30 protein-coding genes and 1 riboswitch are annotated in these 25,589 nt (G+C 46.2%); of the genes, 20 read left to right on the forward strand and 10 right to left on the reverse strand.

Annotated features, from left to right (window positions below):
- The first annotated feature begins 54 nt into the window (after positions 1-54).
- Positions 55-387: an STAS domain-containing protein gene (locus J2736_RS27300; protein ID WP_310501739.1), complete on the forward strand. Its 333-nt coding sequence runs from the start codon at positions 55-57 to the stop codon at positions 385-387.
- Positions 384-818, forward strand: coding sequence for an anti-sigma B factor RsbW (rsbW, locus tag J2736_RS27305; protein ID WP_310501740.1), 435 nt, complete (start codon positions 384-386; stop codon positions 816-818). The genes J2736_RS27300 and rsbW (J2736_RS27305) overlap by 4 nt, the downstream gene beginning before the upstream one ends.
- A gap of 33 nt (positions 819-851) precedes the next feature.
- Here rsbW (J2736_RS27305) and J2736_RS27310 read toward each other — a convergent pair whose 3' ends face one another.
- Entirely contained in the window at positions 852-1,310 is a 459-nt protein-coding gene (locus J2736_RS27310) for a Dps family protein (RefSeq protein ID WP_310501741.1), read from the reverse strand.
- 172 nt (positions 1,311-1,482) lie between these two features.
- Here J2736_RS27310 and J2736_RS27315 point away from each other — a divergent pair, with 172 nt between their 5' ends.
- The 10 genes from J2736_RS27315 (at position 1,483) to J2736_RS27360 (ending at position 9,883) form a co-directional block, all read left to right on the forward strand.
- Positions 1,483-1,941, forward strand: a complete 459-nt coding sequence (locus tag J2736_RS27315) for a DUF948 domain-containing protein (protein WP_310501742.1) — start codon at positions 1,483-1,485, stop codon at positions 1,939-1,941.
- Positions 1,942-1,955: 14 nt separating this feature from the next.
- Positions 1,956-2,327 carry an STAS domain-containing protein gene (locus tag J2736_RS27320; RefSeq protein WP_310501743.1) on the forward strand — a complete coding sequence of 124 codons (372 nt, stop codon included), beginning with the start codon at positions 1,956-1,958 and terminating at the stop codon, positions 2,325-2,327.
- A complete protein-coding gene (gene rsbW / locus J2736_RS27325) occupies positions 2,324-2,782 on the forward strand; it encodes an anti-sigma B factor RsbW (protein WP_310501744.1) in 459 nt (152 codons plus the stop codon). The genes J2736_RS27320 and rsbW (J2736_RS27325) overlap by 4 nt, the downstream gene beginning before the upstream one ends.
- Positions 2,779-3,552: a sigma-70 family RNA polymerase sigma factor gene (locus J2736_RS27330; RefSeq protein WP_397341719.1), complete on the forward strand. Its 774-nt coding sequence runs from the start codon at positions 2,779-2,781 to the stop codon at positions 3,550-3,552. The genes rsbW (J2736_RS27325) and J2736_RS27330 overlap by 4 nt, the downstream gene beginning before the upstream one ends.
- Before the next feature lie 12 nt (positions 3,553-3,564).
- Entirely contained in the window at positions 3,565-4,389 is an 825-nt protein-coding gene (locus tag J2736_RS27335; RefSeq protein WP_310501745.1) for a PPK2 family polyphosphate kinase, read from the forward strand.
- A gap of 93 nt (positions 4,390-4,482) precedes the next feature.
- Positions 4,483-7,275, forward strand: a complete 2,793-nt coding sequence (locus J2736_RS27340; protein ID WP_310501746.1) for a CHASE3 domain-containing protein — start codon at positions 4,483-4,485, stop codon at positions 7,273-7,275.
- Positions 7,272-8,141 carry a CheR family methyltransferase gene (locus J2736_RS27345; RefSeq protein ID WP_310501747.1) on the forward strand — a complete coding sequence of 290 codons (870 nt, stop codon included), beginning with the start codon at positions 7,272-7,274 and terminating at the stop codon, positions 8,139-8,141. The genes J2736_RS27340 and J2736_RS27345 overlap by 4 nt, the downstream gene beginning before the upstream one ends.
- Before the next feature lie 455 nt (positions 8,142-8,596).
- On the forward strand, positions 8,597-9,151 hold the full coding sequence (locus J2736_RS27350) for a DUF1003 domain-containing protein (RefSeq protein WP_310501748.1): 555 nt from the start codon (positions 8,597-8,599) through the stop codon (positions 9,149-9,151).
- 99 nt (positions 9,152-9,250) lie between these two features.
- Positions 9,251-9,415: a DUF1328 domain-containing protein gene (locus J2736_RS27355; protein ID WP_310501801.1), complete on the forward strand. Its 165-nt coding sequence runs from the start codon at positions 9,251-9,253 to the stop codon at positions 9,413-9,415.
- Between the two features lie 69 nt (positions 9,416-9,484).
- On the forward strand, positions 9,485-9,883 hold the full coding sequence (locus J2736_RS27360) for a YflT domain-containing protein (RefSeq protein ID WP_310501749.1): 399 nt from the start codon (positions 9,485-9,487) through the stop codon (positions 9,881-9,883).
- 80 nt (positions 9,884-9,963) lie between these two features.
- On the opposite strand, the gene J2736_RS27365 is transcribed toward J2736_RS27360, so the two are convergent.
- Both J2736_RS27365 and J2736_RS27370 read right to left on the reverse strand, forming a co-directional pair.
- The gene (locus tag J2736_RS27365; protein ID WP_082562262.1) at positions 9,964-10,164 is read right to left on the reverse strand and encodes a cold-shock protein; all 201 of its coding nucleotides are present in this window, start codon (positions 10,162-10,164) and stop codon (positions 9,964-9,966) included.
- Between the two features lie 65 nt (positions 10,165-10,229).
- Positions 10,230-10,430: a cold-shock protein gene (locus J2736_RS27370; RefSeq protein WP_028555458.1), complete on the reverse strand. Its 201-nt coding sequence runs from the start codon at positions 10,428-10,430 to the stop codon at positions 10,230-10,232.
- A 222-nt stretch (positions 10,431-10,652) separates the two neighbouring features.
- Positions 10,653-10,749, forward strand: a riboswitch (purine riboswitch).
- 63 nt (positions 10,750-10,812) lie between these two features.
- Here J2736_RS27370 and J2736_RS27375 point away from each other — a divergent pair.
- Positions 10,813-12,177 (forward strand): 8-oxoguanine deaminase, encoded by a 1,365-nt coding sequence (locus J2736_RS27375; protein WP_310501750.1) that lies wholly within the window; start codon positions 10,813-10,815, stop codon positions 12,175-12,177.
- A 91-nt stretch (positions 12,178-12,268) separates the two neighbouring features.
- Here J2736_RS27375 and J2736_RS27380 read toward each other — a convergent pair whose 3' ends face one another.
- Positions 12,269-12,631, reverse strand: coding sequence for an acetyl-CoA acetyltransferase (locus J2736_RS27380; protein ID WP_310501751.1), 363 nt, complete (start codon positions 12,629-12,631; stop codon positions 12,269-12,271).
- Positions 12,632-12,749: 118 nt separating this feature from the next.
- Positions 12,750-14,264: a copper amine oxidase N-terminal domain-containing protein gene (locus J2736_RS27385; RefSeq protein WP_310501752.1), complete on the reverse strand. Its 1,515-nt coding sequence runs from the start codon at positions 14,262-14,264 to the stop codon at positions 12,750-12,752.
- 158 nt (positions 14,265-14,422) lie between these two features.
- Here J2736_RS27385 and J2736_RS27390 point away from each other — a divergent pair, with 158 nt between their 5' ends.
- The 3 genes from J2736_RS27390 (at position 14,423) to J2736_RS27400 (ending at position 18,232) form a co-directional block, all read left to right on the forward strand.
- Positions 14,423-14,962, forward strand: coding sequence for a hypothetical protein (locus J2736_RS27390; RefSeq protein ID WP_310501753.1), 540 nt, complete (start codon positions 14,423-14,425; stop codon positions 14,960-14,962).
- 50 nt (positions 14,963-15,012) lie between these two features.
- Positions 15,013-16,458, forward strand: coding sequence for a flotillin family protein (locus J2736_RS27395; protein ID WP_310501754.1), 1,446 nt, complete (start codon positions 15,013-15,015; stop codon positions 16,456-16,458).
- A gap of 283 nt (positions 16,459-16,741) precedes the next feature.
- Positions 16,742-18,232: an HD domain-containing phosphohydrolase gene (locus J2736_RS27400; protein WP_310501755.1), complete on the forward strand. Its 1,491-nt coding sequence runs from the start codon at positions 16,742-16,744 to the stop codon at positions 18,230-18,232.
- A 55-nt stretch (positions 18,233-18,287) separates the two neighbouring features.
- Here the strand turns inward: J2736_RS27400 and J2736_RS27405 are convergent, their stop codons facing one another.
- Positions 18,288-19,589, reverse strand: coding sequence for a hypothetical protein (locus J2736_RS27405; RefSeq protein WP_310501756.1), 1,302 nt, complete (start codon positions 19,587-19,589; stop codon positions 18,288-18,290).
- Positions 19,576-20,142, reverse strand: coding sequence for an RNA polymerase sigma factor (locus tag J2736_RS27410; RefSeq protein ID WP_310501757.1), 567 nt, complete (start codon positions 20,140-20,142; stop codon positions 19,576-19,578). The genes J2736_RS27405 and J2736_RS27410 overlap by 14 nt, the downstream gene beginning before the upstream one ends.
- Positions 20,143-20,450: 308 nt before the next feature.
- Between J2736_RS27410 and J2736_RS27415 the strand changes: the two genes are divergently transcribed.
- From J2736_RS27415 to J2736_RS27430, 4 genes are all read left to right on the forward strand, one after another.
- The gene (locus J2736_RS27415; protein ID WP_310501758.1) at positions 20,451-20,900 is read left to right on the forward strand and encodes a hypothetical protein; all 450 of its coding nucleotides are present in this window, start codon (positions 20,451-20,453) and stop codon (positions 20,898-20,900) included.
- A 210-nt stretch (positions 20,901-21,110) separates the two neighbouring features.
- Entirely contained in the window at positions 21,111-22,340 is a 1,230-nt protein-coding gene (locus tag J2736_RS27420; protein WP_310501759.1) for an S-layer homology domain-containing protein, read from the forward strand.
- 138 nt (positions 22,341-22,478) lie between these two features.
- Positions 22,479-23,168 (forward strand): L-ribulose-5-phosphate 4-epimerase, encoded by a 690-nt coding sequence (gene araD, locus J2736_RS27425; protein WP_310501760.1) that lies wholly within the window; start codon positions 22,479-22,481, stop codon positions 23,166-23,168.
- Between the two features lie 118 nt (positions 23,169-23,286).
- Entirely contained in the window at positions 23,287-23,778 is a 492-nt protein-coding gene (locus tag J2736_RS27430) for a GAF domain-containing protein (RefSeq protein ID WP_310501761.1), read from the forward strand.
- Between the two features lie 291 nt (positions 23,779-24,069).
- On the opposite strand, the gene J2736_RS27435 is transcribed toward J2736_RS27430, so the two are convergent.
- The 3 genes from J2736_RS27435 to J2736_RS27445 all read right to left on the reverse strand — a co-directional run bounded on the left by J2736_RS27435 (position 24,070) and on the right by J2736_RS27445 (position 25,511).
- Complete coding sequence (locus J2736_RS27435) at positions 24,070-24,351, reverse strand: helix-turn-helix domain-containing protein (protein ID WP_310501762.1); 282 nt, start codon at positions 24,349-24,351, stop codon at positions 24,070-24,072.
- A gap of 164 nt (positions 24,352-24,515) precedes the next feature.
- On the reverse strand, positions 24,516-25,151 hold the full coding sequence (locus J2736_RS27440) for a thiamine diphosphokinase (RefSeq protein WP_310501763.1): 636 nt from the start codon (positions 25,149-25,151) through the stop codon (positions 24,516-24,518).
- Between the two features lie 126 nt (positions 25,152-25,277).
- Entirely contained in the window at positions 25,278-25,511 is a 234-nt protein-coding gene (locus J2736_RS27445; protein ID WP_310501764.1) for a hypothetical protein, read from the reverse strand.
- Positions 25,512-25,589: the final 78 nt, after the last annotated feature.

Here is a 25,589-nt window from a genome sequence, read left to right on the forward strand (position 1 = left end):
AGCTGGAGCCTTGTTACTATTTAGGTAATGACTTTAACTAAAGGAGTGTGGCTCATGTCTGCAGAAAAGTTCCAGGTTGAACAAGTAGAACTAGAGAAATCGATCCAGCTTTATATCAGTGGCGAGTTAGATTTGGCAGCAGCTCAAACGTTTCGTCAAGCACTCGAGGCCGTTGTTCACCGAGAGGATAAGGCGTTAATCCTTAATTTAAGTCAGCTCAGATATATTGATAGTACAGGTATTGGGATTGTTGTTTCCGCTTTGAAAATTAGAGATGAGTTGAAGATGCCATTTGCCGTGCATCATATTCCATCCACAATTCGCAAACTTTTCGATTTAACGGGTATTTCAGGATTCCTTAACGAAGGGATCGAAGGCAGCGCATGAGTGTAATTCGCTTACAAATTCCGGCATCGGCAGAATATTTGGATTTGGTAAGACTGAGTCTATACGGCGTTGCCTCTAAGATGGGATTTTCTTATGAGGATATCGAAGATTTAAAAGTAGCAGTTTCCGAGGCGTGCAATAATGCGATCCTGCATGGTGAGCCCCAGATTGGCAACGGCCAAATTGAGATTAGTTATGAGTTTGGCGAAGGGTTCTTACGGGTAAAAGTGAAGGATGATGGCACTGGTTATGAGACTCACGACCCCAATAGGCAGACAGGACCGTTCTCGGGTACTTCGCCAAGTGAGTTGCAAACCGGTGGTCTAGGCATTTACCTTATGCAGGCTTTAATGGATGAAGTCGAGATCGATACGCAAGACGGGACAGAGGTTACGCTTGTTAAATATGTGCAGACAAAAACCACGGATTGACGGGTTAACCGCCATTCCGTGGTTTTTATATTTTTATTTACCCAGATACGCTTCCAGCATCCAGTTATGTTTCTCCAATGATGATCGAATGCTAATCAGCATATCAGCGGACGGTTGATCCTTGTTCTCTTCGGCCAACTCAATGCCTTCGGTGAGTTCGGCACATACGGCGGTGAAATCGGTATAAATCTGCTTAACCATTTCCTCCGCCGACTCCATGTTCTTCGCTTCTTTAACGGAAGCTAGTTGTAGCTGTTCCTGTAAAGTAGCTGTCGGCTTGGCGCGAAGGGAAAGCATTCGCTCCGCAATGACGTCCAAATGGAGCCCAGCCTCGGTATAAAGCTCCTCAAATTTAATATGTAAGGTAAAGAAATTCTCACCTTTCACATACCAATGAAAATGATGCAGCTTCATATAGAGAACCGAGAAGTTGGCGACTTGCTTATCCAGCAGGTTAGTAATTGGACTGGCTTTCGTTGCTAATTTGACCATTGTAATCCCTCCACTATTCATTCTGTAAAGCAAATTGGTGTATAGCATGAAATACCCCGGCTAGTTCGATTTGAAACACGAATGTTAAAATAATAATTTTGAAAAATAAGGATGTTTCAAACTCAAACGATTGGGGTACTACTTAATAACTAAGCCGTCAGGGGGGATTCAAATGTTAGTTCAAATTAGTGCCATTATTGCTGCGGTAGCTTTCGTGTTTCTCGTGTTTTATTTGATTCAAACGTTAAAATCACTCAAACATTCGCTTGATGAAATAACGAGTACAATGGCTCAAATGAAGAATGAAGTAACTGAGATTACGTCAGATGTGAAGGATGTTATTCTCAATACGAATGAGATGGCCATCGACGTGCGAGTGAAACTAGCGAAACTCAACAGTTTGTTCAGCTCCGTGAGTGACGTCGGCCAAGTGATGAAAGAATTAACAACCTCTGTCAAGCAATCCGCTTCAGGCTTGATTTCTGCTGTGAAACAAACAGGGATACCAAGCGAAGCGCCTAAGATCGTCTCCAAATGGAAGACGCTGTTACAAGGAGCTGCAATGTCCATTGAGATGTGGCAGCAAATCAGATCCAAAAAAACAACTTCGCATGCTAGCCGTGTCAAATAGAGAGGGGTCATCACGTGAACGCTATACGCAAATTTTTTGTCTATAAACATTCGAATGGAAATGAGAATACGATATACTTAAGTGGAGAACTCGATTTATCTGCAGCGCCTGAGTTGGCTGTTGTGTTAGATTCGGTTGTCAACAAGTATGATGAGGCATTAACTTTAGATTTGAAGGAATTACGCTACATTGATAGTACGGGGATCGGGATGTTTGTCTCTGTCCTTAAGATTCGAGCGGCCATGCAGGCACCTCTTCGTATCCACCACGTTCCGGCCAAAATTCAGCGATTGTTTGAGCTAACTGGTATTGCCCGTTATTTAGAAAACAGTGGTCGTTTAGATCAATCCGAGCGTGTAACAGAAAGGAAAGAAGAGATCATATGAGCCCATACATCGGACTGACGATACCCGCCAAAGCAGACTATTTAGACATTGTGAGATTAACGTTATATGGTGTTGCCACCAAAGCAGGCTTCGCCTTTGAAGATATTGAAGATATGAAAGTGGCTGTAGCCGAGGCATGTAATAATGCAATCTTGCATGCTTATGAAGAGGGGCAGTCAGGAAACATAGAACTCCAATTTGAATGCAGTAACGGATTCATGAAAATATCGGTCAAAGATGAAGGCCGCAGCTTTCATTATGTGCAAACTAACCATGATGACACGAGCCTGCATAATAAATCAATTAGCGAAGCCAATATTGGTGGTTTAGGCCTCTTTCTGATGCAAGCACTGATGGATGAGGTGCAGGTACTGACACACACAGGTAAGGGGACCGAAATTATACTCACGAAACAGTTGGCAGGGCAGGCGAGTAGAAAAGAGGAACTGGTATGAATGCTAAGGCATCTTCCGCTACCTCTAAGCCCTTATACGAAATGTATTCCAAAATGAAGATATACAAAGAAACAGCATGTGAAGAGGCGGCTACGGCATTGCTGCTGCACTACGAACCTATCGTTCGTATGGCAGCTGGCAAAATGTCGCGAAGCCGCCCAGATCTATATGAAGATCTCTTTCAAGTTGGGCAAATGTCGATGTTGCGCTTATTTAAGCAGTATGACAGCACGATGGATATTCCCTTCGAAGCGTATGCGATGAAATGTGTGATTGGCCATCTCAAAAACTACCTTCGTGACAAATCATGGTACATACAGGTTCCCAGACGTATTAAGGAGAAGGGTTCACAAGTTCAACGAGCATTAGATGAATTGACGGTTAAGCTGGAACGTTCACCCAATGTCGATGAAATTGCTGCATACCTGGAGTTGAGTCCAGAGGAAACGATAGAGATTTTAGCTGGGCGCGACTATTATCATTACACCTCGCTCGACACCCCTCTTGCAACAGAGGGTGACAGTGCAACCATTGGAGATATGATTGCTGGGACAACGAATGAGTATGCTGCGCTTGAGAGGCAGATGGATCTAGAAGAGGCGATGAGCTGTCTGAAAGAAGAAGAGCGCCAAATCATTGGCTTGATCTATCATGAAGGGTATTCTCAACGGCATATCGCGGATCAGCTTGGTATTTCTCAGATGAGTGTTTCAAGAATTCAAAAACGTGCCATGATAAAGTTAAAGACCGTCTTATCACAACAGTCATAAAGGAGACTTTGTATGCCTTATCGTCATTTTCGCTTGGATCCAGATAAGAAGACTCGATTAGCCAACATAAACCCCGATGAAACGGAAGGTCTACATGACCGAGAAGAGGCGGAGTCCCAGATGGAACGACTTGCCGAGCGTCTGCAAGAACTGCAGGACATCCTCTACGCTCAGAAACAGCTCTCCGTCCTATTTGTCATCCAAGGGATGGACTGCAGTGGGAAGGACGGGGTTGTGAAACATGCGCTTGGCGGATTACATCCGCAAGGCTTTGAAGTTCACAGCTTCCGGACGCCTACGGAAGAAGAGGCTGCTCATGATTTTTTGTGGCGGGCGCATAAAATCGTACCTGCCAAGGGGATGATTGGCGCCTTTATTCGTTCGTACTATGAAGATGTTCTCATAACGAGAGTCCATGGTATGGTTACGGATTCAGAGGCAAAGCGTAGATTTAAGCAAATTAACCAATTTGAGAAATTACTAGAGAGCAGCGGTGTTAAAATCGTTAAGATTTTTTTGCATATCTCCAAGGATTTTCAGCTAGCCAAGCTGAAGAATCGACTGATGGATCCGACAAAGCACTGGAAATTTGATAAAAATGATTTGGTTGAACGTGAGTCATGGAAGGCGTATGAACAAGCTTACGAAGCTGTGTTTAAAAGTTGCAGTTCGGCTACCGCTCCCTGGTATGTTGTTCCTGCGAATCACAGGTGGTACCGAGATTGGGCGGTGCTGCAAATTGCTGTACACGCGTTAGAAAGCATGAGCTTGGCCTACCCCGATTCCTCCCCAGAACTAGAACAGCTGCTGGTAAAAATTTCATCGGAAACACATTAATTACATTCTAGCTACCGCGTTGATGTGGTATAGTAGATTTGCAGTATGTTTACATAATATGCTGCAAATCTCTGTACTTGGAGGCACATCCTTATGTTTAAGTCTATTCATGTGACGATTAAAGCCAAAATATTAATTGGCTATTTATCTATTATTTTATGCCTTGGGATTGCGCTCTTGGTCGTAAGTAACCGTATGTCTGATCTTCAGAAAGAGGTCGACTTTGTCTCCGTTCATGATATTGAAGTGCATGATCTACTAGGTTCCTTACAAAAAAATATTTTGGATATGGAAACAGGGATGCGGGGATTCGTTATTACAGGAGATGTGCAGTATCTAGAACCGTATGATTCCGGCAGTCGAACTTGGATGGATAATTATACGAAGTTGAGTGTACTCGTTAATGATAACCCAGCTCAACTACAAAGTCTGAAAACCTTAGAAACGACCATTCGGAATTACGTGAAAACAGCTAGTGAACCAGCTGTCCTTTTGAAGAAGAACAATGATACCTCAGGACTTAATAATTTCTTTAAGTTAAACTCAGGCAAGAAAATAATGGATGAAATGCGGTTACAGTTTGATTCCTTTTTAACAACGGAGAAAAAGTTAACTTCTACGCGTGTGGAACAGTTAAAGGGGAGCACAAGTAACCTGCGGATTGTTCTTTTTTCGCTTTTGGGCCTTATCTCTTTCATTTCTATTGTTGTGGCTTTGGTGCTTTCCAATTCGATAACAAGAACCATCGGGCAGGTTAGTCAAAAGATTCGTGAGATTTCTTCTGCCGAGGGCAACCTCTCATCTAGAATTGATGTTACTTCTAATGACGAGATTCGCCATCTGGCTGAGGCGACCAATGACTTGTTAGCCGAATTAGAGAAAGAAAGTTGGATTCAGAAGGGAATTACTGATATATCCACCTTATATCAAGGGATTAGTGATAGTAAGGTACTATGCGAGATGGTCATTTCTAAACTGGCCCCTATGCTTGGCGCATGTTATGGCGTCGTATACCTGAGACAGCATACCGATGGCAAGCCTTCTTATGAGAAAATAGCAGGTTACGCGTCCATAGGTCAGGAGATGTCATCGATCAGCTTCCGCTCCGGTGAAGGACTTGTAGGTCAGTGTGCGTTAGACCAGCGGATTTTTCTAGTAGATAATTTACCAGAGGATCATGTGAAGCTCACATCCGGCTTAGGCAGTTCTAGACCTCGCAGTTTGCTTGTGGCCCCTATTCTTGTTGAGGGAAGAACAGAGGCAGTTATTGAGCTTGCTTCTCTCGATCACTTCCAATCCAAACATCTGACACTGCTAGATTCCTTGCAAGATAAGTTCGGAACCGCGATCACGAGTGTTCGCAGCCGAATGGAAGTAGAGCGTCTGCTTTCCGAATCGCAAATTCTGACCGAAGAGCTCCAAGCGCAATCCGAAGAGCTTCAGACGCAGTCTGAGGAACTCCAGATGCAGCAGGAACAGCTGCGAATGACGAACGAGTTCCTGGAGGAACAGAATCACTTTGCAGAGCAGAAAGCACTCGAGCTCAAAAAAGCGAAGGACGAGCTAGAGGACTACTCCATGAAGCTGGAAACAAGCTCGAAGTACAAGTCGGACTTCTTGGCGAATATGTCCCATGAGCTGCGTACGCCGCTGAATAGTATTATGATTTTATCGCAGATGCTGGCAGAGAGTAATGGCGACATGGAGATGTCGGAGGTTGTTGATTATTCTAATGTCGTTTATGGGGCGGGGAAAGATCTCCTGGCACTTATTGATGATATTTTGGATTTATCCAAGGTAGAAGCGGGTAAAATAGAAATTATGACGGAAGAAGTCAATGTGACTGAAATTCCGCAAGCCATGACTATGATGTTCGCTCCGGTTGCCGCGCAAAAAGGTCTGGAGTTCGAAGTAGAGCTAGAGCCAGATGTGCCGGACGTGATGTTGACGGATGGTCAGCGCTTGCAGCAAATTTTGAAAAACTTATTGTCTAATGCTTTTAAATTTACAGAAAAAGGGACGGTCAGCTTGAAAATTGCGCTTGCTGAATCGCTGCGTGTCAAAGAACTTCTTCATCTACAACCGGAAGAGACACTCTTGGCTTTTTCAGTGAAAGATACGGGCATTGGCATTCCAATCGATAAGCAGCAAATGATCTTTGAAGCGTTCCAGCAAGTTGATGGCACGACGAATCGTCAGTATGGTGGTACGGGGCTCGGCCTATCCATATGTCGTGAGTTTACGCGATTGCTTGGAGGCACCATTGTCGTGAAAAGTGAGATGCACGTAGGCAGCACCTTCACTCTCTATATTCCGAATGCGAAGGAAAAGAGTGCGGAGGATGCCGCCCAAGAAAGCTCACCTAAAGGTGAAATTGCAGCTGCTATTGAACTAGCTGGTGGAGAGTGGCAGAGGCTGGAAGCTACCCCTGAACGAATGACGCTTCTAGAAACGGATTCACGGTTTCCGCTGCCGGTCAGTACGGATTCCCACCTTTTTGAAGGTAAACAAGTATTGCTTGTCGATGATGATGCCCGTAATGTATTCGCACTGGTGTCCGTGCTCGAAACCAAGGGTGTTATCGTTGAAGTTGCGCATAATGGGAAGGATGCCTTGGATATGCTTTCGCAAAAACGTGATTATGACCTGGTGCTCATGGATATTATGATGCCGGTCATGGGCGGTTACGACGCGATGAAAGCGATCCGCGGGCAGCTTGAGCTGCACGATCTGCCGATCATAGCGCTTACGGCCAAAGCCATGAAGAGTGAGAAAGAAAAATGCTTGGAAGCAGGCGCGTCTGATTATATTACCAAACCAATCAATATGGAGCAGCTATTCTCGCTCATGCGGGTGTGGTTAACGAAGCAGGTGAAGAAGCATTGATACGTCCATCTTCCACAGATGCGTACGCTGAGTTGGACGAGCTGCCTTATGACGAATTGCAAAATATCGAGATTAACCTTCTCTTAGAAGGTTTGTTTCAAATGTATGGCTTTGATTTCCGTCATTATGTACGTTCCTCCTTGCGTAGACGAATCCTAAATCGGATGAAACTGGAAAAACTGCCGTCCATTACAGCTCTCCTAGAGAAAGTGCTCCATGAACCTGGGTTCGTGGATACGCTCTTAGGGGATATGTCCATTCGGGTGACCGAAATGTTTAGAGACCCCAGCTTCTTCCTTGCTTTTCGTAATCAGGTTGTGCCTATGCTTCGTGACTATCCGGAGATTCGAATCTGGCATGCAGGTTGTGCGACTGGCGAAGAGGTTTATGCGATGGCTATCCTCATGCAGGAAGAGGGATTGGCTGAGAAGACCAAGATTTACGCGACAGACATGAACGAGAATGCCATTGTGTCAGCACAGCGGGGGGCATTTCCTCTGAAGCAAATGCAGATGTATACGAAGAATTACTTGGAAGCCGGAGGCACCAAAGCGTTCTCCGAATACTACAAGACGGATCATCAGTATGCGTACTTTCAGCCGCTGATTAAAGAGAATCTCATTTTTGCCCAGCATAACCTGGTCACAGATGGTTCATTTAATGAATTTCATGCCATTCTATGCCGCAATGTTATGATTTACTTTGACCATACGTTGCAGCAGCAGGTGCACAGCTTGTTTCATGGCAGTTTGGTCTCACATGGATACTTATGCCTTGGTAAGAAGGAATCGATCATTTCCGTCCCCAAAGGGGTGGAGTATGATGACTTCATGCCTCAAGAGCGCATTTACTGTAAACATGAATAGAGGAGAAGTGTGTGTTAGAGGTTCTCTCAAACAGTCGATCTAGACTTTTTGAGACAGCCTCTTTTTGCGTTAATGACCTTTGAGTCTTGTATTTGCTACCTCAGCTACTGTTGCTTCCCGCAATCTAACTGGATTTTCTCCATCTATTTGAATCGGATTTTTAGAATTCGAAAGGTTAACTGTATTTTCTGTAGTTAAATCCCTTCGAATTGCTCGATTCTTCAAATTCCATACAAATTAGATGTAACTTTTCCATCTAAACTTGCAAACAGGTCAGATTTAGATAAATTAGCTGTAGTTTATACATCTAATCCTCGTTCCCTTTCCTCAGAATTGCCTTTCGGGAAAGTACTCTCTTTATTAGCAACATCTCATTTGTAGAGGATGTTTCACCCTGGAAGAGATAAGGGTACATACTTACGAGAGTGTATCTTTTACAAGAAAGTAGGGAGAACATGACGAAGCAAGAAGTAACGGAGAAAGCATCTTCAGAGGCGTGTACGTCCGAGCAGCTATTTCAGGAACTGGACAACGATCCTGGTTTTAAACTAGATAATGATCAACTAGAGCGAATTACTGCGATGGTAAATGCCTATCAAGTTAGCATTAAATCTCACCTTATTGAGCAACAGGAGAAGAAATCATCCCGATTAGACCGCTTCGCGGATCACATTGCTTCCTTTGGTGGAAGCTGGTCGTTCATTCTTATCATTAGCGTGTTTTTAATCGGATGGTTGATCATAAATGTAACTAATATCGCCTATGACAAGCCGCCGTTTATTCTGCTGAACCTTATTCTTTCGTGTATTTCAGCCTTCCAAGCGCCTGTCATTCTGATGAGTCAGAACCGCCAAGCGGCCAGGGACAAGCAGGAAGCTATTCTAGACTTTGCCATTAATTATCATGCAGAACAAGAGAATATGGAGCTCAAGGAGCTGCTGCAACGTTTAGAGAAGCGGTTGGAAGGGCTTGAGAAGGGGCTGCTTCATTCAGAGAGTGCTAGCAAATAAGTCCACAGTGGAAATGAGATGTTTCATTCCTAAAGAGTCTGGGTAATAGATAACATAGCAAGATGAACCCTATTGAAGAGGAAGAGAGAGGTGTTGGCCATGTTAGGTTGGGCTATGTTATTTCTAATTATTGCTTTAGTGGCGGGTGTTTTCGGATTTTTTGGGATTGTCTCAACGGCAGTCGGTATCGCTAAAATTTTATTTTTTGTCTTCCTCATTATGTTCGTTGTTTCCTTAATTTTCGGTAGACGTCGAGGCATCTAAAAGCTGCAAGCCAACTTGAGGTAACACTGCATCACCCCAATAAAACCCCATTGACGAGGAGGAAATACCATGAGTACTTATACCAGAGTAAGTGTGACATCGAGTCTTGAGGATACACAGAACAAAGTACAACAATTGCATGATGAAGGGTTTAAAAAGGATCATATTTATGTTCTGACACACAGTGCTGAAGGTACAGATTACGTCGCGGAGTATACGGGTGCAGAACAGATTTCGATGGCGGAGGAAGGATTGTTCACGTCAATTGCCAATCTATTCCGATCACGCGGCGAGGAGCTCAGGGCGAAGATTATGGCGCTCGGTGTGCCAGAAGGAGAGGCAGCAAGGCTCCTAACGGAACTAGAATGGGGGAAAATCCTCGTGTTAGCCACTCCTACCTTGAAAGAGGAAGAAGAGGAAAACTTGGTGATGTACCCAAGCAGTGGATTTCAGCCACCCTTTTTATAAGATGGACTCGCTGTACGTTGTGCAGCTATGATAAAAGCCCCGGTCTCCTAATGAAGGAGACGCGGGGCTTTATTACGGGTTCATCGCCTGCTGCTTGTGTTCGATAAGGTGGGGAGCATCTTTAAATCCTTGACCATGGATGAATTGCAAATCGGACATGCGGGACTATCGGCGAATGAAAAGTTATCTCTCATCCAGCAAGAGCACTGCTCAGTGCTACAGGTCCAGATGCTGGTTTGTTCTTCCGGTACTGGTTCCAATGATTTTTTTGAAAAGTACAATCGAACTCCTCCTTGTCATAATAGACTTTGACGCGCAAGCAGTTGAAGCAATATGTGATGAAGGACTACAGCTTGACTACATTTTCAGCTTGCGGTCCGCGGTTACCTTGAACAACTTCAAATTGAACTCGTTGGCCTTCATCCAAGCTTTTGAAACCTTCCCCAGTAATGGCGCTAAAATGAACGAATACGTCATTACCGCCTTCCATTTCGATAAAACCAAATCCTTTTTCTGCGTTAAACCACTTTACCGTGCCTGTTTCCATGTGTTCATAAACCTCCAAAGATAATTTGTGCCTGCGCTTCTCATTCCAGGAATTCATTGTTTCCAGAGAGCTTGTTAGTCATTAACGCAGCTTTGATAATATATCCATTATGAAGGAAGCTTATTCCACTTTTCTGAAAAACAGCAAAGTTATTTTCAGACGATGGTTCCTCTTGACGGTTTCTGCGCAAGTGCTCTATACTATTCCTAAATTTAACAAATGCTTAGAAATAATTTCATAGTTCGTATAACCTCGATAATTCGGTTCGGGGGCTCTACTGGGAACCTAAATCCTAACTACGAACACAGTATATTCGTATATTGTGTTTGTGTTTAGGATTTTTTGTGTTCATGCACATTTCTATTGTAGGAGGCTGAAGAGTATGGGTTCCATCTTGATTCAAAATGCAAAAGCAATCGTAACGGTAGACGCGGAAGACCGTGTGCTGGAGCAGACGGATCTGCTGATTGAGGGTAATCAAATTGTAGCTCTGGGGAAGGGGCTCTCGCCACAGGACGCCTCCACGCGAATCATTGATGCCTCTCACATGTTCGTATATCCCGGCCTCATTAATGTCCATCATCACTTGTATCAAACATTCACGCGCAACTTACCGCACGTGCAGCAGCTGGAGTTGTTTGACTGGCTCCGCTACTTGTATGAGATTTGGAAAGGACTTACGCCGGACGCTGTATATCATAGCTCACTGACAGGTATTGCTGATCTCATGAAGAACGGCTGTACAACCGTATTTGATCATCATTATGTATTTCCTGAGCAAGGCAGCGATCACTTCATCGACAGGCAGTTCGAGGCGGCTGATCAGTTAGGTATACGCTTCGTAGCATCACGCGGGTCGATGACGCTCGGCAAGGATCATGGCGGGTTGCCGCCGATGAGTGTTGTGCAGGACATCCGCACGATTCTTGCGGACAGTGAGCGGCTCATCGACCGCTATCACGATGCCAATGTAGGCTCGATGCGGCAGGTGGTGCTTGCGCCTTGCTCGCCATTCAGTGTATCTGCCGATATCCTGCTAGAATCCGCTAAACTGGCTAGAGCGAAAGGCGTACGACTGCATACACATCTTGCTGAAACGAAGAATGAGGAAGCTTACACACTCGAACGCTTCGGCATGAGGCCGCTCGCCTATATGGAGAGCTTAGGCTGGTTAGGCTCCGATGTGTGGTACGCACATGGGATTCATTTTAACGATGCCGAGATGAAGCTGCTCGCGCAGACGAAGACGGGGGTCGCGCATTGTCCCATTTCGAATATGAAGCTTTCTTCCGGGATTGCTAGAATTCCTGAGATGCTAGAGATGGGGATTCCTGTTGGCCTAGCTGTCGATGGCAGTGCTTCCAATGATGGCTCTAATTTACTGGAGGAGCTTCGGGTGTCCTATTTGCTGCACAGGCTTCAATCCAGCGCTAAGGCGCCCACAGGCTACGATTTATTAAAAGTAGCGACGAGAGGCGGAGCAGAGATTTTGGGCAGATCGGATATTGGTTGTCTAGAAGTTGGCAAAGCAGCGGATTTGTTTATGGTCCGTGTAGATCAGCTGGACGCAGTAGGCACGCATACGGATGCCAAGTCATGGCTGGGGACGGTAGGACTCAAGCGCCCTGTGGATTACACGATTGTGAATGGTCGAATTGTGGTGGAACATGGCAACCTGACGGGAGCTGATGAGGAGCGTCTCTACACGGAATGCCAAGCTTCCTACCAGCGTTTCATTCAACAATAAACAAGCTATGTTAACCGTGATGTCGCTTCCTTATAGGAAAAAAGCTCGCTCCACTTGGCCAATGAAGGCTTTGCGGAGCGAGCTTTTCGTTTTAGGCTAGCAGAAGAATAACCAAAAGTTCAAAGAGCACGAGCGTTATAATTTGGTTATATTGGGCTGGCGTGTAGATCGGTCTGTGATGTCCTTGATGGTGACCATATTGAGGGTCCATATTAATATACACATGATGACCATCTGCGTTAATGAGGACACCCTCATGGGTATGCCCATCGATCGTAGTTACACGAATCTTGCGGCCTATGTGTGGATGCAGCGCATGCATGATCGCGTCTCTTTTGTGTTTCATCATGTTCTGCCAGTTCGGATCAGCTTGGTACACGACATGAGGTCCTTGGTGCCCTTGGTGACCTTGATGACCTTGTGGTCCGTGTGGTTGCATCGGATTCGTATACATAAAACGTTCACTCCTTCTCGTACGACTGCGTCCTCGCAGCAGGCTTTTTGCCTAGGTTCACTACTAGACTATTCAGCCGTTCGAAAAGGGTGATCGCCCATACGCTTCTAATTTCGATTTAGTCGCGGTGAATGGTTACAACACGCGTTGCATCATTGAAGGAAACGACACAGCCGAGCTGTTCCGCAATGAAGCGAATTGGCACATAAGTTGAGTTGTTGGAAAGTGTAGCAGCGCTTTCTAGTTCAGGAGCGGATGCGCCGTTTACTGTTGCGTTTTTGCTATCCAACGTTAAAAGAAGTACTTTTCCAGTTAGGTAATCTGTAATCGTCACTTGGCGCAGATCGCCGTTCCAGCCAACCTCAGCACCGAGCTGTTCGGAAACGAAGCGAACCGGTACCATTGTCGTGCCATTTGCATTAATAAATGGTTGAGGTGCCTCTCCTGCAGCTTCCGATCCATCAGTAGCCATATTGATGTCTTTCTTCGTTACTTTCAAATCCTCTTTAAGCATCTTGAACAACGTAGATTGTTTCTCTAAGTTAGCAAGTACTTTGAAAATGGCTGTAGCATCTGGTTTAAGTACAAGAGCATCTGTCGTGTTGATCGTGTTCGCCGTAACAGGTTTATTTAAATTCCAAGTTTCACCTACATAAGAAAGCTTAATCGCGGAAGCACCGATTGTTGATTCTTTAACTGGCATGTTAATCGCAATGTTTTGCTTACGAATTTGTTTATCTGCGTCGATATAGAAATCTGCTTGAAGGGATACATTCGCACTAAACATATCCTTATTCAGATCTAGGGAATCTCCTAACTTCGCAATGAAATCATGAATGGGGGAGTATACCAAGCCAAGTGTAACCTCTTTGTTTGTTAAAATCCCCAATGTAATACTTGTATCTCCCGCCTTAATCTGCTCTTGAATGACAGGGTAAAGAGCATCGTACAACTGGCTAAGCACTTCTTTTAGGCCAGCTTCGTCGGCAAGAACGTTAGTTAACAGCTTTTGCAGAAGGGAAGCCAATTCAGTGCCATTAAGCTCTACGTGGGCTTTTTGCAATGAAAGTGATTCGCCATTGACTTTATCTGTAACAGAAGTGATCTCAAGTTTAGCTGGATCTGGGGCATTTCCTAGAAGAAGTCCAATAAGTTCGGGTTTAATCTCAAGCAATTTATTGCCGAATTGTTCTTGAAGGGCTTTAGGTAAGATGGACAAGAATGAAATATTAGCGCCGCCCAAAAGATCAATAACAATCGGTTTCTTTGAGCCTTCAATTGTTAAATTGATTTTCGTTCCTTCCATTGCCATTGTGAAAGGGATCGAACCTTTACTATAAACAATGGATCCTTCAGCGGATACATGCTGAGTGTCCTGTGTTTTTACGGCAAGCTCAACTTTCACATTTTGCAAAGCCGTAAGTGCTGCTTTTTCCTCTGCGGAAAGCTTAGACGTATTGCCAGGAACGAGTTCAAGCTGCAGCGTCCCTTTTGACTCCGAGGATTTCGCGTTTGCGCCATTTTGAACAGCTTTCGCCAGTTCCAAGCCTTGTATGGATTGACAACCTGTAAGTGTCAACATCATGATTACCAGCGCTGCCGAAATTAACCAAGTCCATTTTTTTGAATGCATGGGATAATCTACTCCTTCTGTTTAATAGAATTAACGATAAGTCATCGAATGATTATACGCAAGTAAAACGAGAAGGATGCGCTGTGTTTATAAGTTATCGATCAAAGCGAAACCTTTTATTCCCAGATTCGTCTAAATTTATGTGGGAGGTAAAGCCGATGATGACGTTGTTTATTGTTTGTTTTTTTGTAGGTCTCGTACTTACGTTGCTCATCACAGTCTTCGGTGTAGACAGCTTCGAGGTGCATGGCGATGCGGGAGGTACACATGGACACGGGCATAGCGGCCCATCCTGGTTCAATATGTCCTCCTTGCTCGCAGGTGTGACGGTGTTCGGCGGCATGGGATACATCCTTAACAAGGTTGGTATGACGAGCGGTTTACTCATCCTTCTCCTTGCTATTGCTGCTGGGCTAGTGATGGCGTGGCTTTTCTTTCTTTTGTACGCGAAGGTCATTTATAAGCACGATGACAGTATGAGGGAGAGCGATTTTGAGCTGAGCGGTCAGTTAGGCAAGCTGTCAGTTCCGATTATCGGGAAAGGCATAGGTGAAATGGTGTATGTACTTCAAGGAACCACGCGTTCCATCAGTGTTCGTTCCGAGAATGGCGAGTCTCTAGCGAAGGGGACGAAGGTTGTTATTTTGAACATGAGCAAAGGTGTGGCTACGGTGACGGAATTTAGTGAATTCGAATAGCTCGCGCTTGCTTCAACCACTAGTGAGGAATGACAGGGAGGTAGAGCGGAATGATGTATTCAGTGCTTATTATGGTAGTTGCCATTGTAGTTGTTGTTTTCATCTTACTGGCTTCGATTGTTAAAGCGTATAAGAAAGTGCCGCCGAATGAGGCGATGATTGTGTTTGGTTTGGGTGGCAAAAGAGTCGTGCAAGGCGGGGGAACGTTTGTCATCCCGGGTTTTCAGAGCTATAAAACAATCTCGATGATGCTCACTAGCTTTGATGTGAAGCCAGATCAGCCGATGTTCTCCTTACAAGGCATTCGTCTCAAAATCGAAGCTGTCGCTCAAATCAAAATCCAAAGTGATCCGATTGCGATCGCAACGGCTTCTGAACAGTTCCTCGATCATTCGATGGCGGAGCGGGAGGCGATGATTCTGCACTCTGTTGAAGGACATTTACGGGGATTAGTCGGGCAATTAACGGTAGAATCGATTCTGAAAAACCCGGATGAGCTTAACAGTAAGATGCGGGAAACGTGTTCGGAGGATTTGGATAAAATGGGGCTCAACCTCATCTCCTTCGTGCTGAAGCGTGTAGCGGACGATCAGGGCTACATCGAGAACTTGGGTGTACCTGAAGTGGAACGGATCCGTAAAAGCGCTAGCATTGCCAAAGCAGAAGTTGAGCGGGATATTCTAATTCGGCAAGCGGATACGGAGAAGGAGTCGGCCATTCGCAAGGCGGAAGCGCACCAACTGAGAATTGAAGCAGAGAGCGCCGCATCGGCGAAGGAAGCTCAATATCGCAAAGAGCTCAGCATGAAGGAAGCGGAGTTCAAGCAGGAGACGACGAGTCGTCAAGCGGAAGCGGATTTGGCCTATGAATTGAAGCAAAAGCAAATTCAGCAGCAGCTCGTGACGGAGCAGGTACGTATCCGTCAAATGGAAGCAGAGGCGAACAAAACGGTTCGCCAAATCGAGGTTGATCTGAAGCAGAAGGAGCTTGAGGCTTCAGTCATTAAGCCAGCCGAAGCGGAGAAGCTGGCGGCCATTATGCGCGCTGAGGTAAGCAAGCAGCGGCAGATTCTTGAGGCTGAAGCGGAAGCGGAGTCGACGAGAAAGCGCGGTGAGGCTACGGCAGAAGCGGAGCTTGCCAAAGGGAAAGCGAACGCGGAGGTCGTGCGCCTAGCGGGCCTTGCAGAAGCAGAGGCGTTGGAGAAGAAAGCCGAGGCCTACAAGCAGTACACACAGGCGGCGGTGACGGTGGAGATCTTGCGCATCCTGCCAGAGCTGGCGGAGAAAATTGCGGCACCACTGAGCAATGTGGATAAGATCACCGTGATTTCGCAGGACGGATCTACGTCCGGCGTGAATCGGATCACCAGTGATATCGCCAAAATGATCGCGCAGGTGCCAGAAATCACCCAGACACTCACGGGCCAAAGTGTAACCGACTTGGCACGCGCGTTCTTGGGTACGGATGCCGACCCGACGTTGAAGCGGGAGGGGTAGGATGGCGGTGTGAGGCTTGCGAGCGCGGAAAGCCTGGCCTGTGCTCGGCGACTGCATACGGCCCGCGTAACGCCCAAAAGGGCGTTAAAGGCCCGCGCGGACGCCCGGCCACCGCCCCCATTAAAAAAGTCACACTCCTTATCGTGAGTGTGGCTTTTTCCTTTTGTTGTGAATTTGCTAGAGTTAGCGAGCGGAAATTGCCAGATTACGGTACAATGGAGGTGGTGACGCGAGTCTAGTTCGCGTGAGGATAGTTTTAGTTTTGAATAGAGGCGGGTGCTGAATGCTCATATATAGGAAATTTCTACGAGATCTTTTGCGTAATTATGTGATGGGTTCGGGGATTGCAGTGCTCGTTGTGGGCGGAGTCATTATTTCCACGACACTCTCGATTTCGGGCGTTGAATTGTTCCGGTTGTTTATAATTATGATTTTTTCATTATGTGTGATGATGCTCGCTGAATTGCTAATGTTTCGGAGGCACATTAGACCTATTCGTGTCCTGATAGGCCAAGAGACGCCATCGCTAGAGACAATTCGTGAAGCCTATTTACAAACGCATCGCTTTCCCGCCTTGTCGGTGATGCGGATCATAGGGCCCCACTTCCTAGGGCTATCAATTCCAGCTATGACCTTAGCAAGTGCAGGGATTGCGTTGGGTTGGTTAACAATGCCTTTATTTTATATTGGTTTGGCTGGCGTAGGTGCCGTTCTGGTAGCTAGTATGCATGCTTTGCTTGATTTTTTTACGACGGCGCAGGCCATTCGTCCCATGCTAATACATATTCGGGAGTTAGGGGAACGGATTTATGGGGAAGATGTCTCGTTGGATGGACGCGTGATTGTGTCAATTCAACGGAAGTTTCAATTAAGTGCGTTTCTGATCGGCACGATGCCGTTATTTCTTTTTAGCTTAGCAACGCAAATTCGATTGAGCACAAGCGTGGATGCCTCCCAGCTGATCGCTGATTATTGGAAATGGGCGGCCATCATACTATTGCTGGGCGTAGGTTTCTCCTCTTTAGGCGCACGCATGCTGGCCAGTGATATTCAACAGCCAATAGAGGATCTACATCGTGTGATGAAGCAGGTTCAGTCGGGGGATCTCAAGGTCAGAGCCTCCGACTTATACTCGGATGAATTCTCGCGACTGTTCGCAGGGTTTAACCATATGGTGAAGGGCCTAGATACCCGTGAAAAAATGAACAATCAGCTCCTGCAAAGCTACTACACTACGCTTGCGGCAGCGCTCGATGCTCGAGATGCCTACACGGCAGGGCACTCTATGCGCGTCGCTAGATACTCCTTGCTGATTGGGAGATCTGTCCAGCTGAGCGAGCAGGAGCTCGACTGGTTGAACAAAACAGCGCTGCTGCATGATATCGGCAAAATCGGCGTTCGCGATGCGGTACTCTTAAAAGACGGCCGATTATCCGAGGAAGAATTCGAGCAAATCAAGCGTCACCCGGATCTAGGGGAGTCGATTTTGAAGCAAATTGAGCCAGCTGAAGCGATGGCTCCCATGCTTCCAGGTGTGCGCTCGCATCATGAGCGCTATGATGGCGCCGGATATCCCGATGGCCTGAAGGGCCAGGATATCCCGGTGTTTGGCCGCATCATTGCGGTAGCTGATGCGTTCGATGCGATGACGTCCGATCGGCCGTATCGGAAGGGGATGCCCGTCGAGAAGGCGATGGCCATTCTCGCTGAGGGGAAGGGGAGCCAGTGGGATCCCCGATTTGTTCAGGGCTTTATGGATGCGTACAAAGCTTAGTAGGGACCAAATAAAACCCGCTCTGTCCATAGGGACTCAGCGGGTTTTATGCCGTTTATTTCACTTTAGTGTGTTCCTCAACTACGTTCCCTGCGTCACCAGATAGATAGCGCCCGACCTTGTCGATCCACTCCTGAACGTAGTGATCGGTGGCCCATTGCGCCATGACGAGCTGCTCGCCAGGATGTAAATCCAAAGTGAGCTGAGGAATGCTGCCGGGCGCTTGCCCGTAGGAATAGAACTTGAGCGTATCCCCTTCGAAGATGACGAGCATATCGTCCATCGGAGAGGTCAGCGCATCCGTGGCTTTCGGCCACGAGGACTTGAGATTGCTCCACGAACAGCAGATATCGTCGTGATTGACGACTTTATCCGGCAGGTCGCGTGGGAAATCGCGAAGTACGTAAGAGTCGGGTCTAGTTGAACTTGCTTTAGGTGTTTCAGCAACTTTCCCCACCCACTTACCTGGTTCGCGCTTTACCGTCCAGCTCTGCCCAGAAACCACACCTAACGCATTGTCACCGACGCCAGACAGCGAGGCTAGTTCGTTACTTAAGCTCGTTCCATATACGTCCATAATGGACACATGATTCTTGTCCAATGGCTTTTTGTAGAACTGCATGGTGCGTGCTTCCTTTAGCTGAGGGAGTGTACGCACCCAGAGGCGATCGGCATAATAAGGGGCATTCCCGTTCCAAGCAGATTCGGATTCCGCAATGGAAACATATTGGTTGCCTGCAAACAACAATGTTTCCACACGATTGAATTCTTGATTCTCTGGCGCTAAGAAGCGTTCCGTCTTAAGGGGCTGATCAGCCAAATGAGCAGATAAATAATAGGACTCCCCCTTGCTCGTTGTCTGTTTGAGGGAGTCGATTTTCCAAAAGTTTTGCTTATAAGGCATCAGAATGCCTGTTCCTTCAGACGTTTTCTCCAATTGTCCGCGAACCGGTGCTACGAGCATTGTTCGATAGGTGCTGTAACGAAGCGGCGACAGTGCGTGACCTTGGCTGCTATTGTTCTCAGGCTCGTGCTCCGTACGAAGTCCAATAAGCAACGCAGTGTTGATGGGAGCTGGAGGTGGTGTAGAGACAGTTACAGCTGCCGGCATCATTTTCCCTTCAAGCGCAGCAGCCTCGCTCTGTGTATGCAAGGTGTGCCAAGGAAAGAGTAGTACGACTGCCAGGACAGTTCCCACACCAGCGACACAAAGAAAAGGTTTGGCCTTGGACTTGGTTTTCTCCTTATGTCGAATCGTGTCTTCGATGTCACGCTGCAGCTTGGAAGTAAACCCCTTCTGTTGTAAGGGGCCCTCTTCCAGGTGCTTCTGGAAGTCATCCGGATCAGGAGTTTTCAAGCGCTTCACGCTCCTTCAGACTAAGAACCTTAAGTCTGGCGTGGTGAAGCCTAGATTTAACTGTACCTTCTGAAATAGCTAGAATAGCGGCCATTTCTTTGGTGGTCATTTGATAATGCGCGTGAAGAATTAGGATTTCTCGATATTTGGCGGATAGAGACATAACCTTCTGCCAAATCTCACTTGCATATAAATTCTCGACCGCTTCCGTCTCTGCGGAGCTTGAAGTCCCGCCCGATTGGACGAAACCAACAAGGGTCACCTTGCGCCAAAATGCTTTGCGCATATAGTCATAAGCGGTGTTGCGAGTTATCGTAAGCAACCACGTTTTAACCGCAGCTTCACCACGGAAAGTCGTCAGATTGCGATATACTTTTAAGAAAGCATCCTGTGCAATGTCGTCGGCTGCATCTTTATTGCGACAAATGCTAAATGCGTAATTCCACACATCATTCCCATAGGTTTCCATCAAATTGCGAAGGATCACCTTCTGATCTGTTGTTTCTGCGATGTACTTCAAATAATCAAATACATGGACACCGGTCGTTTCCAATTCTCTCACCTCTCCTATATAGACGCATTGACTACTGAAAAGTTCATCATTCGAAAAAAATACTTTTACTCATACCATTCGTAAGCAACCGCCGCTTTGAGCCGTATTAGAAAATATTCCCTCATCGCTCTTATTAGGTCGTAATTGGCAGGAATTTGTCCATAGAAAGGAGAAAACTTAGGAGTAGAAACTAGGAACGTTACCCTCAGGACAAAAGGGAAGAAAGCGTATACGGACTAGCTTGACAACGAAGCGCACTAGCACGCAATATGAAGGAAGGACTAGATCCTTCGGAGAGGAAGAACAGCATGAATTTCGTTGAGCATATAGCAGAGCATTTGCGGTCCGGACACATTAATAATTATCCCCAGCCAATTGCGCTGAACTTGGGTTTAGTGTACACGGTGAAGCTAGCAGATAAGAAAACGAATTTGATTTGGCTTCCTTTTGAATATACAGGTTTAGCCTATATCGATATGGGCCTGCAAATGAATGTTTACCCTTACTATCGTGGCACAATTATTGAAGAAATTGAACTTTCCCGAGGCACGGATCTGTACAAGCCCCAAACGGAAGAAGCATTCACCAAGGCGCTTTATGCCAAGGGGTATGAGCTGCACCAATTGCTGCAAGAAGAGCAGTACAGTCATTTACAGGGAAGTGCACCGGATTATTTGGCTAAAATGATGTATGTTGTCGACTGGATGCGGTATTACAACTCGGCCAAGTTGGTCGCGGGTACAGTAAGAAATAGATAAATAGCGTTTGGGATCATGGATCTTGCTTTCTACCTAGTAGAGGGCAGGGTCTTTTTGGCCTTTCATATGGCTATAGTCCCAGTCTGAGGGTGCTTATTCGACAAGGATGAATGGGCTTTTCAGCATGTTCTCAAAGGGTAGTAGAAGGCTTATCCTAGAGGATGGTGGAAGTTCGTGCCGAAAATTTAGAGAGAAGCGGAGAAATTGGCGATGATACGGTGGAATAAATGGCTGATAATGGCGACGATAGCAAGTCTATTAGCAATTGGCAGCTTACCAAGTAGAAGTGAAGCAGCAGGATTTAAGGATATTGGGGGGCATTGGGCGGAGCAGACGATTGTTCAAATGGTACAACAGGGCTTATTGGATGGTTTTCCAGATGGCACTTTTCGACCGGATGAGACCGTCACAGCAGATCAATTTGTAAAAATTGTACTGTTAGCCTTTACGGATAAGTTCCCGAATGGGGAACGGAAGTGGAAGACAAGCTTTCTACAAACATTAAGTGCGAGCAATCAAAATATTTTACAGCAGGATTACCGGGATTTCACGTTTAAGCCGAACACGGTCGGGTACTGGGCTAAACCTTATTTGGATCTAGCAAGTGACCTGCACTTTATTAGCAAAGGGCAGTTCAGTGATTATAAAGCATCCTTGAAGCGGGAAGATGTTGCGGAGATTTTGTATTACTTATTGAAAGAAACGGAATATTTGGAGGACGAAACATATAGTCTTGCAGCAGCATCCCATTTCGGCGATTTACAGAGTGCATCGAGCAGACAGCAGAAGTTTATCGGAGAGTCGATGACAAAAGGGATCATGGAAGGGTATCCGAATGGTTACTTCGGTGTAGGTCAATATGTGACACGTGCAGAAGCATTGCAAATTATTACGCGTCTGCAGACGAAATCGAAGCGCATCAGTGTGAAGAATGATAACGATGCTTTCATTAAGATCGTGCCTACGAAGGATGGCAGCTACAAAAAGCTCGTTTTTCCAGATCAGCGCATGCTGCAAACGTATGAAGTCATGGAAGAAGCGGGTAAGCTGCGCGGAACGAATTACGATTTGGAAGAGACGACACTGCGTCTATTTAAGAATTCAGAGGCTAAGGCGCAAGCATTGAGCGGGGCTACAGCAGCAGCGCGCAACAGTAATGAGGCTTCGCTCTGGTTGGATCCACAATTTGCAACTTATGGAGTCACAGTTCGATTGGAGGATGGGGTACTTGCCCGTAATACGGAAAGTATTCGCAAGTTCACCGACTTCCTGTTCGGGTATGATGCGGACATTTTCTATCGTCAATTTACGGATACATGCGCGCGTGCAGCAGCAAAAGGTGTTCTTGAAACAACGACAACACAAATCGGTAACTTCTCCGTGGAAACCCGGCTGGAGTCGGATGGCAAGACGATCGTATTTTCGATCATTCATTCTTAGAGAGTGTAAAAGAGATTGATGGCTGTACATACAAGTTAATTTGTTTTCCCATTAATTCAGAAGTATCTAGCTCAGATGTACGTACAAGTGTATAATGGATATAAACTTATACATTTTATCGGAAGGTGTTGAGCTCAGATGCTTGAGAAATTGAGAGGGCAAGTATTAGAAGCTAATTTGGATCTGCCCAAATATGGGCTAGTTACGTTTACATGGGGCAATGTCAGCGGGATTGATCGGGAGCAAGGACTCGTGGTGATTAAGCCCAGTGGCGTACCTTATGCGGATTTGAAGGCCGAAGATCTTGTCATCGTTGATCTGCAAGGTAACCTAGTGGAAGGCCAATTAAAGCCATCTTCGGATACACCCACGCATTTGGCGTTGTATCGCGCTTTTCCATCGATTGGCGGCATTGTACACACGCATTCGCCGTGGGCTACGAGCTGGGCGCAGGCTGGCCGTGCGATTCCGGCTTTGGGGACAACACACGCCGATTACTTCTACGGTGAGGTGCCGTGCACACGGTTGATGACGGAGGCCGAGATTCAAGGAGCTTATGAACTGGAGACAGGCCATGTGATCATCGAGACGTTCCGCGAGTTGGATCCAGCGATGGTGCCAGGCGTGCTTGTGAACTGTCATGCGCCTTTCAGTTGGGGCAAGGACGCACATGATGCGGTTCATAATGCGGTTGTACTGGAAGAGGTCGCGAAGATCGCGTATCGTACGTACAACTTGAATCCATCGATTCAACCTATGGACCAAACGTTGTTGGATCGTCATTTCCTGCGAAAGCATGGAGCGAACGCGTATTACGGGCAAAAATAAGAGGATCTATCTAGGGCAATCGGCTGAATTAGCGGATTGTCCTTTTTTTACATTTTGGCTGGAAGCCGCGCATTTGGTATGATGAGAGAGAGATTAAGAAAGAAGAGGATGATGATCTATGTTTGCGAAATCGAGCTATAGTGGAACGAGAGAAGAACAATATACCTTGCTGATTGGGCAAGCCCACGCTTTGATACATGATGAACCGAATCGAATTGCGAATCTAGCGAATGCATCTGCCTTGCTCGGACAGTTTCTGGAGAATATCAACTGGGTAGGATTTTACTTGGTAGATGAGCAGCTTGAGCAGAAGGAGCTTGTGCTCGGACCTTTTCAAGGTATGCCAGCATGCGTGCGAATTCCTTTCGGTAAAGGGGTATGCGGCACGTCCGCCGAGCGCAGAGAAACCATTCTTGTCCCTGATGTCCACGCATTTCCGGGACATATTGCCTGCGACGCTGCTTCGCAATCGGAGATCGTGATCCCGCTTGTGGTGCGGGGAGAGCTCGTTGGCGTGCTGGACATCGACAGCCCGAGTCTCAATCGGTTTGACGAAGTCGACCAACGCTTCTTGGAGCAGTTCGTGCAGAAGCTCGCTGCGGCGATGTAGGCGTGGGCTGATGGGAAGTACATCCGAGAATAACTGGAAAAGATACAGTTAATTATCGCGAATTAGCCGATATGAGCAGAATAACTGGATTTCCTACAGCTAAATTCAGCATATAAAGCTCAAACGGCTGAAATAGCCAATATTAGCTGTAGGTTTTCCATCTATTTGATATTTTCAGTGATAAACACAGGATTTAGCTGTAGATTTTCCATCAAATTCTAGGTAGGCACGTGGACACACCACGCCCAAAAGAAACGCCAGCTGCAATAGCAGCTGGCGTTTCTTTGTGCATTATGAAGGGAAAGCGTCGGTGCTGATGATAGCCGATAGAAGCTTTCGCATCGACCGCGTTCCGACTTTATCCATGATTTTCTCGATGTGGACTTTCACTGTTTTCTCACTGATAAAGCAATAATCTGCGATTTCTTTGTTGCTATAACCACGCAAAGCGATAAGACTAATAATTTCGGCTTCACGTGTTGTAAGAACGTGTCGAGATACAAAGTGTGTGATAACAGAAGGTAGTTTAGTAGGAAGAAGATTTCTAACGAGATTCTCTTGAACAGGGGGCATGCGTAAACGACCTCAATATCTCAGTAAATGACTAGCTTGTCCTATATTGTACCAGAGTTAGCTGTTCCATAGTAAAGGAGAGCGTGTCGAATTTCCAAATTTTTATGTAATTTTGATACTACACGCCCTATTAAGCAGTAAGCTTGGTAGGCCGAGAGCTCACCCTAGTCCTTGCTTTGAATGACAAGCAATAGGCCAGATGAAAGCTCGATGAGCCCTTCTGACTCAAGCAAAATGTTACTAATGCCAAGCGACATCCCGATTTCAAGCGTTGCTTGATGAAGGGGGTACTGAAAGCCGTGCAATGTGATTCCCTTAACCTCCAGGCTGAGTGGAAGCAAAGAAATATGTGTGTAAGGCCCTCTCCTTACATGCGTAGATTGATCGATCACCATAATGAGATTGTTAGCATCCATAATCGCACATGGAACCCCCTGTGCCATCCCTTTACGCAGCAAATGTACATTGGCAAGCGAGTGATCGAACCGCGTACCTAGCGCGCCGACTAGCAGAATTTGACTCGGCCTTTGCTCCAGCGCCCAATTGAAAGCCATCTCCGTATCCGTCAGATCCTTATAGATCGGATCGCAGTCAATGAACGCTTGACTAGAAGCGCGAATAAGAGAAAGTTCCTCCGATGTGACGGAGTCGAAATCGCCCATCGAGATATGCGGCTGAAAGCCGTGTTGTATGAGATAAAGCGCCCCGCGATCAGAGCCGACAAGAATGTCATCCTCGCGAATTTCGTCTAAAGCCCAGTCTCCCAGTGTACCGCCTGTAATTATCATTATGCGTGTCATTTTCCGTATCCCCCAGGGCCTGATTACCCATATATTCCCCTTAGTATAGCACAAACGAGAAAAAACCGAGCAGCCACAGAGGTTGCTCGGTTTCTCAAAGAGATGCATACTCAGCAAAACCTAAGCTTAAGTACGTGCATCTACACGCTTGCGCATGGGATTAAGCTCTGACTGATCGTGATCAATCTCCGCCTCATCGGCAAAGCCTTGCAGCTCATAGGTAGTGCGCCCAAGAACGAGATCAGCAGGAAACTCATCACCTCTTTTAAGCGTGACCTCTTGTCCTGCTTCATTAGCATAAATACCATCGGTTTCGACGGTATCGCCTGTCATGGGATCCATTGATTTATCTTTTGACATTCAACATGCCTCCTTTCCTGTTGCTTATCCTTACCATTTCCAACGGTGGAGGAAATTATGAGGAGAATCATGTAGAAT

The sequence above is a fragment of the Paenibacillus qinlingensis genome, assembly GCF_031455095.1.
In the GTDB taxonomy this organism is placed as follows: domain Bacteria; phylum Bacillota; class Bacilli; order Paenibacillales; family NBRC-103111; genus Paenibacillus_E; species Paenibacillus_E qinlingensis_A.